The organism is Haloarcula laminariae (assembly GCF_025457605.1).
Classification (GTDB): Archaea; Halobacteriota; Halobacteria; order Halobacteriales; family Haloarculaceae; genus Haloarcula; species Haloarcula laminariae.
This window is the reverse complement of the sequence record NZ_JAMZFY010000001.1, coordinates 1,621,819-1,631,787: the sequence shown is the minus strand read 5'-3', so window position 1 is coordinate 1,631,787 and position 9,969 is coordinate 1,621,819. Positions and strand designations below refer to the sequence as shown.

General features: G+C 67.1%; 13 protein-coding genes. 9 read left to right on the top strand and 4 right to left on the bottom strand.

The genetic code is table 11. The annotated features are described in order from the left end of the window. Positions 1–91 precede the first annotated feature (91 nt). Both NJQ98_RS08345 and NJQ98_RS08340 read left to right on the top strand, forming a co-directional pair. On the top strand, positions 92–310 hold the full coding sequence (locus tag NJQ98_RS08345) for a ribbon-helix-helix domain-containing protein (protein WP_220587409.1): 219 nt from the start codon (positions 92–94) through the stop codon (positions 308–310). A 131-nt stretch (positions 311–441) separates the two neighbouring features. Then, positions 442–723, top strand: coding sequence for a UPF0058 family protein (locus NJQ98_RS08340; RefSeq protein WP_220587408.1), 282 nt, complete (start codon positions 442–444; stop codon positions 721–723). 41 nt (positions 724–764) lie between these two features. Here the strand turns inward: NJQ98_RS08340 and NJQ98_RS08335 are convergent, their stop codons facing one another. Then, complete coding sequence (locus NJQ98_RS08335; protein WP_262177775.1) at positions 765–1,556, bottom strand: enoyl-CoA hydratase/isomerase family protein; 792 nt, start codon at positions 1,554–1,556, stop codon at positions 765–767. An 84-nt stretch (positions 1,557–1,640) separates the two neighbouring features. On the opposite strand from NJQ98_RS08335, the gene NJQ98_RS08330 reads away from it, so the two are divergent. The 4 genes from NJQ98_RS08330 to NJQ98_RS08315 all read left to right on the top strand — a co-directional run bounded on the left by NJQ98_RS08330 (position 1,641) and on the right by NJQ98_RS08315 (position 5,137). Further along, the gene (locus tag NJQ98_RS08330) at positions 1,641–3,047 is read left to right on the top strand and encodes a cryptochrome/photolyase family protein (RefSeq protein WP_262177773.1); all 1,407 of its coding nucleotides are present in this window, start codon (positions 1,641–1,643) and stop codon (positions 3,045–3,047) included. Positions 3,048–3,295: 248 nt separating this feature from the next. Then, the gene (gene sod, locus NJQ98_RS08325) at positions 3,296–3,907 is read left to right on the top strand and encodes a superoxide dismutase [Mn] (protein ID WP_262177772.1); all 612 of its coding nucleotides are present in this window, start codon (positions 3,296–3,298) and stop codon (positions 3,905–3,907) included. 145 nt (positions 3,908–4,052) lie between these two features. Then, complete coding sequence (locus NJQ98_RS08320; RefSeq protein WP_262177771.1) at positions 4,053–4,322, top strand: DUF5827 family protein; 270 nt, start codon at positions 4,053–4,055, stop codon at positions 4,320–4,322. After that, a complete protein-coding gene (locus tag NJQ98_RS08315) occupies positions 4,319–5,137 on the top strand; it encodes an ATPase (protein WP_262177770.1) in 819 nt (272 codons plus the stop codon). The genes NJQ98_RS08320 and NJQ98_RS08315 overlap by 4 nt, the downstream gene beginning before the upstream one ends. Here the strand turns inward: NJQ98_RS08315 and NJQ98_RS08310 are convergent. Genes NJQ98_RS08310 through NJQ98_RS08300 form a run of 3 tightly spaced genes read right to left on the bottom strand, consistent with a single transcriptional unit; the run spans position 5,134 to position 7,695 of the window. Further along, positions 5,134–5,574: a DUF302 domain-containing protein gene (locus NJQ98_RS08310; RefSeq protein WP_262177769.1), complete on the bottom strand. Its 441-nt coding sequence runs from the start codon at positions 5,572–5,574 to the stop codon at positions 5,134–5,136. The two genes, NJQ98_RS08315 and NJQ98_RS08310, sit on opposite strands and share 4 nt — an antisense overlap. Positions 5,575–5,605: 31 nt before the next feature. Then, entirely contained in the window at positions 5,606–7,078 is a 1,473-nt protein-coding gene (locus NJQ98_RS08305; protein WP_262177768.1) for a sensor histidine kinase, read from the bottom strand. Positions 7,079–7,119: 41 nt separating this feature from the next. Further along, positions 7,120–7,695, bottom strand: coding sequence for an MBL fold metallo-hydrolase (locus NJQ98_RS08300; RefSeq protein ID WP_262177766.1), 576 nt, complete (start codon positions 7,693–7,695; stop codon positions 7,120–7,122). 151 nt (positions 7,696–7,846) lie between these two features. Between NJQ98_RS08300 and NJQ98_RS08295 the strand changes: the two genes are divergently transcribed. The 3 genes from NJQ98_RS08295 to thyX are packed head-to-tail and all read left to right on the top strand — an operon-like array spanning position 7,847 to position 9,898. Next, positions 7,847–8,431, top strand: a complete 585-nt coding sequence (locus NJQ98_RS08295; protein ID WP_262177763.1) for a HalX domain-containing protein — start codon at positions 7,847–7,849, stop codon at positions 8,429–8,431. Positions 8,432–8,444: 13 nt separating this feature from the next. Further along, positions 8,445–9,104 carry an RAD55 family ATPase gene (locus tag NJQ98_RS08290; protein WP_262177761.1) on the top strand — a complete coding sequence of 220 codons (660 nt, stop codon included), beginning with the start codon at positions 8,445–8,447 and terminating at the stop codon, positions 9,102–9,104. Positions 9,105–9,154: 50 nt separating this feature from the next. Next, positions 9,155–9,898, top strand: coding sequence for an FAD-dependent thymidylate synthase (gene thyX, locus NJQ98_RS08285; protein ID WP_262177759.1), 744 nt, complete (start codon positions 9,155–9,157; stop codon positions 9,896–9,898). Positions 9,899–9,969: the final 71 nt, after the last annotated feature.

Below are 9,969 nucleotides of genomic sequence, written 5' to 3'. Positions count from 1 at the left end.
CGGACCGGACAGGGCGAATCTACCGTGTAAACGGCCGCTGCCTACCCCCGCCAGGTTTAAATGTACCTTGCTCAAAGGTGCCAACGTTGCGATGCCAAAGGTAGAGATCAACATCCCTGAGCACCTCGAAATGCAGATCGCTCAGCTGGTCGAGCAGGGCGAGTTCCTCAATCGTGAGGAGGCCATCGAGGACCTCCTGGCGACCGGTCTGAAGGCGTACAAGACCTCCGGACCGACGGACGAAGACGAAGAACCGGGTTTCGAAGAAGAGGACGGCATGATGGGCCACGACGACGAGTACGTGTTCTGAACGTGGCAGCGAACGGCGTGCCATCCCCCAAGCCGTGAGCGGTGTAGCCGCGAGCATCGCCCCGACGTGTCACTCTGGTACACCGTCTCGGGCAATTCTTATACGGGTTCGACCGAATTACTGGTACAACAATGCACAAAGACGAATTGCTCGAATTACACGAACAGATGGTGACCATCATGGAGTTCTTCCGTGACGAGATGGACACCGTCGACCCCGGGCTGTTCGACCCCTACGGCGAACTCGACGTGCGGCCGTCCGACGTCCACAAATCGAAGAGCGAACACAAACACGCGGTCTTCGTCCTCGGGAACGCGCTGGCGACGGCGATGAGCGAAGACGAGTTCTCCGACGCCGGCCGGGTCGGCAAGCGGATGAAGGAACTGGCAGAGGACGCCGAGAGCAAACTGTAGCCGGTCGACTTCTTCTGTCGCACGACTCCCCAGTGGCGACGCTAGCGCCCCGAGAACTCCGGGTCGCGCTGTTCGAGGAACGCCGTCGTCCCCTCCGCGTGGTCGTCGGTGGTAGCGGCCAGCCCGTGGGCGCTCGCCTCCCGCTCCAGGGCCGCCTCGAACGTCGAGGCGGTGCCGCGGTCGATGAGCCGCTTGGCCTGTGAGAGCGCGACGGTCGGCCCGTCGGCGATGGTTGCCACGAGGTTCTCGACGCCCGCTTCGAAGGCGTCGCGCTCGAACAGCCGCGTGAAGACGCCCAACTCGCGGGCGCTGTCGGCGTCGAGCAGTTCGCCGGTAAAGACCAGCTCCTTGGCCTTGTTCGGGCCGACGATGCGGGGCAGGAAGTAGGAGACGCCCGCGTCGACGCCGAGCCCGAGCCGCCGGGACCCGAAGCCGATTTTCGCGTCGGGGCTGGCCAGCTGGATATCACAGGCCAGAGCCAGCCCCGCGCCGGCCCCGAACGCCGGCCCGTCGACCGCCGCGACCACCGGCAGCCGGCAGCCGTGGACCGCCGCGACGGCGTCGTTGATGGTCTCGGCGGTCCGGGCCCGCTCGGTGGCCGACCGCTCGCTGTCGACGCCGTCGACCAGCGCGGCCACGTCGCCGCCGGCACAGAACGCCGACCCGGCCCCGCGGAGCACGACACAGCGGGCGTCGCTGTCGTCGACGGCGTCGAACCGCTCGACGAGCCGTGTGGCCGTCGGTTCCGCCAGGGCGTTGCGTTCATCGGGCCTGTTGAGCGTGACAGTCGCGACGCCGTCCTCGACGGTCAGCAGTACCGCGTCGTCGGTCATACCACCGAGGTTTGCCCCCGTGACCAAAACGTTGCTGTCGGCGTTGGGTACGCCTTTTTGGGTGCCGAGTTCCAGAACACCGGTATGTATCTGCACTGGCACCGGCGGGACCTCCGGGCGGCGGACAACGCGGGACTGGCCCGCGCCAGCGCCGACGACCCCGTCCTTCCGGTGTTCGTCTTCGACGACGAGGTACTCGCCCACGCAGGCCCGCCCCGGGTCGCGTTCATGCTAGACGCGCTCGCACGCCTCCGCGAGTGGTACCGCGAGCGCGACAGCGACCTCCTCGTCGCCAGCGGGGACCCGCGGGAGGTGCTGCCCGACCTGGCGACCGACTACGGCGCCGACCGCGTGACGTGGGGCAAGGACTACTCCGGGTTGGCCCGCGAGCGCGACGCCGCGGTCCGCCGGGCGCTGGACGACGCAGACGTGGCACGCGAAGCCGTCCAGGACGCGGTCTGTCACGAGCCCGGGGAGATTACGACCAACGACGGCGACCCCTACAGCGTCTTCACCTACTTCGGCCGGAAGTGGCAGGACCGGGAGAAGGACGAGCCCTACGACCCGCCGGCGGGCGACGCGCTCGTCGAGTTCGAGGACGACACCGACCTCCCGACGCTCTCCGAGCTGGGGTTCGACGAGCCCGAGGCCGACGTGCCGCCCGCGGGCACCGAGCCGGCCCGCGAGCTGCTCGACGCGTTCCTCGACGACGGGGTCTACCGGTACGACGACCGGCGGGACTACCCCCACGACGACAACACCTCGCATCTGTCGCCCCACCTGAAGTTCGGGACTATCGGCATCCGCGAGGTGTACGCGGGGACCGCCGAGGCGCGGAGTGCCGTCGAGCCCGGCAGCGAGCGCGACGAGTCGGTCGCCGAGTTCCAGTCCCAGCTGGCCTGGCGGGAGTTCTACACGCAGGTCCTCTTTGCGAACCCGAACGTGGTCACGGCGAACTACAAGTCCTACGAGCGCCCGATTCAGTGGAACGACGACCCCGAGGCCCTGCAGGCCTGGAAGGACGGCGAGACCGGGTATCCAATCGTCGACGCCGGGATGCGTCAGCTCCGCGAGGAGGCGTTCATGCACAACCGCGTGCGGATGATAGTCGCCTCGTTCCTGACGAAGGACCTCCACATCGACTGGCGGGAGGGGTACGACTGGTTCCGCGAGCGGCTGGTCGACCACGACACCGCAAACGACAACGGCGGCTGGCAGTGGGCCGCCTCGACGGGGACCGACGCCCAGCCCTACTTCCGTGTCTTCAACCCGATGACACAGGGGGAACGCTACGACCCCGACGCCGAGTACATCAAACGCTACGTCCCCGAACTCCGGGACGCCGGCGCGGAGATAATCCACGGGTGGCACGAGGCCTCGCTGACCCAGCGGCGCTCGGCCGCGCCGGAGTATCCGGACCCCATCGTGGACCACAGCGAGCGGCGGGAGGCGGCAATCGAGATGTTCGAGGCCGCCAGGGGTGATTCGTGAGCGTAGCGAGTGAGTCACCCCTCGAAGCGGAACGGGGAGCGCAGCGACCCGTCGAGCGACACGCGGCCCGAGCGGAGTCGGCGGACACCGAACCGGTAATCGCGGGGCGGCGTCCGACCGCACGGGTTACCCCGAGAAGCGTCGCAAGGAGTCCGCTCGCCGGCCAGCACCGCATGTGCATTGGTATCATACGTCTTCTAAACGTTTAAAAGTCATCCGCCCGACTGTTACCGTGTAGGTGATTTCATATGTCCGAACACTCAGAACCTGAACTACCACCGCTCCCGTACGACTACGACGCCCTCGAACCCCACATCTCCGAACAGGTGCTCACCTGGCACCACGACACCCACCATCAGGGGTACGTAAACGGGCTTCAGTCGGCCGAGGAGACGCTGGCCGAGAACCGCGAGTCGGGGGAGTTCGGCTCCTCCGCCGGCGCTCTGGGGAACGTCACCCACAACGGCAGTGGACACTATCTCCACACGCTGTTCTGGGACAACATGGCACCCAACGGCGGCGGCGAGCCCGAGGGTGAACTCGCCGCCCGCATCGAGGAGGACTTCGGCTCCTACGAAGGCTGGAAAGGCGAGTTCGAGGCCGCCGCGAAGGCCGCCGGCGGCTGGGCGCTGCTCGTGTACGACCCGGTTGCGAAGCAGCTGCGCAACGTCGCGGTCGACAAGCACGACCAGGGCGCTCTCTGGGGCTCGCACCCGATTCTGGCCCTCGACGTCTGGGAGCACTCGTACTACTACGACTACGGTCCGGCCCGCGGCGACTTCATCGACGCCTTCTTCGAGGTCGTCGACTGGGACGAGGTCGCCGAGCAGTACCAGACCGCAGTCAGCCACGTCGAGTAACTCCCGAACCGCATTTTTATTCGCGACGCGACCGCCGGCAGCGGCTGCGCTGGCCGGTCTCGCCCGGCGCATCGTCAGTTCCACCCGTCCCTGAGCCGGCGGTGACTTCGAGAGCTTTACACCCGCGGTCGGCGTACCGGCGGCCATGCCTGTCCCGAAGACCGAGTTCGACGACGTCCGTTCTTTCGACCTCTACGAACCCGAGGACGTACTGGACGACGACATGCTGTACACGATTCCGGAGCTGGCGCGGCTGCTCCAGGGGCTACCGGTCGACGCCGAGCTGTCCGACTTCAACGAGTCTGTGTTCATCGACTGGGCCATCCCGTGGATGATTTACAACCAGGACGATCTGGTCTTTGCCGAGCCGGACGACGACGAGGTCGTCGGTCTCTACGGGCTCGCCGAGACATGAAGCTGCTCGTGGCCGGCGGCGACCGGGTCGACGCCGGGAAGACCACCTTCTCGGTGGGCCTGCTCGCACACACCGGCGCACGGGGGTTCAAGCCCCGGGCCGGCAACAACTACTGGTTCGACCACGACGACTACGAGGTGGCGACCGAACAGGGGCGACTCTACGGCAAGGACGCCCGCCGGCTGGCCGCCGCCTCGCCGGGCGACGTCGAGCCGGAGGCTATCAACGCCATCCACCGGCTCTGGCACCCCTCGCCCGGCCCCTCGAAGGGGCTGCTCGGCCAGGCGGCCAGACAGTTCGTCGTCGACCGCGTCGGGGCGGCGGAGGGCGTCGGCGAGTTCGTCGTCAACGGCACCGTCGACACCCCCGACTCGGCCATAGAGCGGCTCCCGCTCGACGCCGCTCCGCGGGTCACGTCCCTGCCCGATTTCAACGACCTCATGGGCGTGATGCACGCCGAGGCGCTCGCCGACCTCGGCGAGGAGATAGCGGCGGCGGACCGCGCGGTCGTCGAGTCCTACGGCGACATCGCCCGCCCGCTGGACGGGTTCGAACCCGACGCCGTCGCCGTCGTCGAACCGGGCAGAGCGCGCTTCTACGACGGGCGACGCTACGCGAAGGCCTGCGAGATAGCGACCGGCGGTCCCGAGGCGGGCCAGCTGGAGGAGCGGGTCGAGAACGTCGTCGACCTCATCGACCGCTCGGGGGCGGTTCGGCTCCCGGCCCTCGACAGCGAGACGCGCAAGGACCCGGCGGCCGTCGCGGACGCGTACGACCACGCCTACGACGCGCTGCTGGCGACGGCGTTCGACTAGAGGTTCCCGAAGGCTTCCTCGACCAGCTCGCCGGTGTCCGCGACGATGTCGGCCATCACCTCGTCGTCGGGCGCCATCCCGAGCAGTCTGGCGGCCCGCATGATGCTGACGTGATACACCGTCTGGACGCCCGGCGCTTCCTGCCAGACGACGACGTTACAGGGGAAGAGCGCGCCGATTCGCCCGTCCGTCGCGTCGAGCGCGCGGTCGGCCATCCGGGGGTTACAGGCGCCGAGGACGTAGTAGGGGTCGCGGTCGGCGTCGACTTTCTCGTTGAGCAGCTCCGAGGGCGAGAACTCCACCGGGACGCCGAAACCGGCCTCGGTGAAGGTGGTTCGGACGTGTTCGACGGCGGCCTCGTGGTCCATCTCCAGCGTGGCGCGCTTCTCGCCGATATCGCCCGATTCGAGCGCCTCGGGGTCGATTGGCAGTGGCATACAGGGCGGAGGGCGCGCCGGCCCAAAGTCGTTACTCCCGCGGGAGTTCGATGACGAAGACGGCCCCGGTGGGGTCGTTGTCCTCCACCCAGACGCGGCCGCCGTACTGGTCGACGAGCGTCTGGACGAGATACAGGCCGATGCCGGTCCCCTCGCTCGACATGCCGCGCTCGCCGCGCCCGAAGATACACTCCTTCTGCTCGTCGGGCACGCCGGGGCCGTTGTCGGCGACGCGGACCCGAACGGTCGACGCGTCGGTCTCGGCGGAGACGGTCACCGTCGGGTCCGCCTCGTGGTTGTGCTGGACGGCGTTCTTGAGGACGTTTCGGAACACCGACTCCAGCATCTCGTCGGCCAGCACGGTCACGTCCGGTATCTCGCCGTCGACGGTGACGGTTACGTTCGTCTGGGTCTCGGAGACCCTATCGACCTGGGCCCCCAGCGTCTCCCGGAGCCCGACCGGAGAGGGGTCGGTCTCCGTTCGCAGCATCGCCTCGACCAGCTCCTGTGCGCTGGTCGTCAGCTCCACGGCGGCGGCCGTGTTCCGGCGTATCTTCTCGACGTACTCCTGCTGGGCGCCGTCGGCGTGGTCTCGGAGCATCTCGGCCACAGCGCCGACCACCTGGAGGTCGTTGCGGATGTCGTGGCTCATCATCCGCGTGAGCAGTTCGAGGTTGTCACGCTGCTGGGCGAGCTGGCGCTCGCTGGTCACCTGGTCTAGGGCCACCGTCATGTTCGCCCCGAGGAGTTTCGCCAGCGCCACGTCGGTGTCGGTGAACTGGTCGACGCCCCGGGCGGCGACGATGAACACGCCGTGCTCGCCCAGCGGGACGAGCAGTTCGCTCCGGAACGGCGTCCCCGTGTCGAAGACGGCGTCCTCGGCTCGCACGTCCTGGTAGACACCGACCTCCCCCGACTGGTAGCTCTCCCACGCCAGCCCGCGGTCCAGTTCGGGCGGTTCGCCCAGGAGGTCGGAACACGCCGGGGACTGCGTGACGGGAACCAGCGCGCCGGCCTCCTCGTCGTAGTAGTGGACGGCGTTTATCGGGAATCCGAGAATCTCCACCGCCGCGCGGCTGGCGACCTCCGCGACCCGCTCCGCCGTCTCCGCCAGCAACATCTGACGGGTCGCCTCGTGGAGCCGCCCCAGGGTCGCCTCGTGGTGGCGGCGGTCGGTCGTCTCAGTGACGACGACGGTCATCCCCTCGTCGCCCGGGTAGAGCCGAACGAGCCAGCTCCCGTCCGGACCGACCCACTCCTTTGACTGCTCGGTCCCGGTCTCGACGGCGCGTTCGAGCAGCGGGGCCAGTTCCGCCGCCGTCTCCTCGGGGAGCAAATCGAGAGCGTCGCTCCCCAGGGGCGCCTCGCCGTCGACGTCCAGCAAGGTCGCCGCCCGGTCGTTGAGATATCGCAGTCGCAGGTCGCTGTCCAGCGCGACGACGCCGTCGGAGATGCGGTCGAGTATCGCCGTGTGGAACGCGTCCGACGGGCCGTCTCGATTCACATGCGGTGATTTGCGCGGACCACCAAAGGTGTTGGTGACTCTCAGAACCGGGCCGCCTGCCAGGCGAGTTCGATGTCGTGGTACGGCTGGTCCTCCACGCTCGGCCCGTGTCCGGTGTGCATCGCCCGGAGGTCCTCCGGTACGGTGTCGAGCAGGCGGTCGATGCTCTCGACCAGTCGGTCGCGGTCGCCCTCCTCCAGGTCGGTCCGGCCGAAACTCCCGTTGGCGAACACCAGGTCGCCCGCGAACAGCACGCTCGCGTCCGCCGAGAACAGACAGAGGTGGTCGTCCTTGTGCCCCGGCGTGTGGAAGGCGGTGTACTCGTGGTCGCCCAGCCCGACGGTGTCGCCGTCGCCGAGCGCGTGGTCGATGCCGTCGTGTGTCGTATCGTACCCCCACACGTCGACGTCGAACGCCTCGACGACGGCCGGCAGGTTCTCGACGTGGTCGTAGTGCGTGTGGGTGAGGACGACGGCGTCGAGGTCGTCGACGTGTTCCCGGGCGGCGGCCACGACGTCGAACTCGTTGCCGACGTCGACGAGGGCGCGGCGCTCGCCGGTGACCAGGAAGACGTTGCTGGTGAACGCGTCGGTGTGACGCGCGAGGTTCCGAATCATATCCGGGGTTCGCCGGGCGCGCCCATGTCGGTGTCGCTCCGGTCCGATGGAGCGGCCCGGGAGGGCAGTCCTGTCTCATTAATCATATCGCACGGCGGAACACCCACAGGGCTATGTAGGAGGATACAGAAATCCCCCAATAAGGAATAGCATGTCTGAGTCGGACCCACCTGTCGTACTTATTGTGGAGGATGAACCGGACGTCGCGGAGACGTACAAGCTGTGGCTACAGGGTGATTACGAGGTCCGGATGGGGCAAAACGGGGACGAAGGCCTCGAATTACTTGACGAGACCGTCGACGTGGTCCTGCTGGACCGGATGATGCCCGGGCTGTCGGGCGACGAAGTACTCAGGGAGATTCGCGAACGCGACCTGGGCTGTCGGGTGGCGATGGTCACCGCCGTCGAACCGGACTTCGACATCTTGGAGATGGGCTTTGACGCCTACCTCTCGAAGCCGATTCGCAGCGAGCAGCTCCACGACACGGTGACGAACCTGCTGGAGCGGTCGGAGTACGACTCGCTGCTGCAGGAGTACTACGCGCTCGTGGAGAAACAGGCCACGCTGGAGGCGACGAAATCCAGCGCGGAGCTGGCCGAGAGCGACCAGTACGAGAAACTCACCGAGGAGATAGTCGAGATGCGCGAGGGGCTCGACGACGCGCTCGGGGGGGTCGAAGACGACGACGACTTCATCGCGACACTGCGCGGACTGAGCGACAACGAAGAGGAATGAGGGGGTGAAAGATATGTACGATCTATCATCCGTTCTCGATTTCGACGCGCTGGCCGAGGTACGACCGGGGTCCAGTATCCTCGTCTCGGGGCCCGCGATGACCGGGAAAGAGAGCCTCGCCTACGACATCCTGGCCGACGGCGCCAGGGATGGCGACGGTGCCGTGGTCGTCACAACCGGCGATAAGGCGTCGAGCGTCGTCGACGAGTTTCGCGACCGCGTCCCGGAGCTCCAGGGCGCCCAGCTCGGGGTCATCGACTGCCGCGGCGAGGGCGGGTCCGACCCCGAAGTCATCGACGGCGTCTCCGTCCACCAGGTCTCCTCGCCGGGGGACCTGACCGGCATCGGTATCGGCATCACGAAAGCGCTCGAAGGACTCCACGACTCAGGGCGCGAGCGGGGCCGCCTGGCGCTGGTCTCCCTGTCGACGATGCTGACCTACACCGACAAGAAGACCGTCTTCAAGTTCTGTCACGTCCTCTCGTCCCGGCTGGACGCCGCAGGCTACATCGGCGTGTTCACCATCGACTCGGGCGCCCACGACCAGCAGACCATCCAGGTGATAAAGCAGGCCTTCGACGGCCTCATCGACATCCGCGAAGCCGACGGCGGCGGCCGTCAGGTCCGCGTGCTGGGACTGGCCAACGAGCCGACCGACTGGAAGAAGATATAACCGGCACCGGTAAGGGGAGTATTTTTGACCCTCCGGCGTTCCCACCCCGTATGGAAGTCACGCTGCTGGAAGCCACCGAGGACCCGGAGGAACTCATCTGTAAGGGGGCACGGAACGACTACAGCGACGAGTTCGTCGGCGGCCAGTCCTTCGAGGCGACGATGGAGGACGTCGAGGGCGACACGCTGACCGAGAAGAAAGAGACCCTTATCGGTCACCTGCTGGACCACGGCCACTTCGGTCCATTCGAGCACCCACAGATAACGTTCGCCGTCGAGGGGGTCTCGCGGTCGTGTATGGCACAGATCACCCGCCACCGTCACGTCTCCTTCGACGTGCAGTCGATGCGCTACGTCGCCTTCGACGACGTCGACCCGGCCGACGTCCGGGAGGGGGAGATGGTCGTCATCCCGCCGTCGGCGACGGACCCGGACTGGGTGGGTCGCAACCAGCAGAGCGGCCAGGTCGACGAGGAGACCGTCGAGGAGCGGGCCGAGACTTTCAGGGATACCATCGAGGAGTCGGTCGAGTCCTACCAGAAGCTCCTTGACCTGGGTATGCCGCCCGAGGACGCTCGCTTCGTCCTGCCCATCGGGACGAAAGTGAACATGGTGATGTCGATGAACGCGCGGATGTTGATGCACGTCGCCGACATGCGGGCCGCCGCCGACGCCCAGTGGGAGATCCGCGGGCTGACCGAGGACCTCCTCGACATCGCCGCCGACTGGTGTCCCATCACTTTCGACCACTACGAGCGCGAGATGAAAAACCGGAAGAACCGACTCGCCCCGTAAGCCACAGCTGTCCGCGCAGTGACTGGAAATCCCCGCTCGGTGGGTGAGTTACGGGCAACCTATTTTATGTA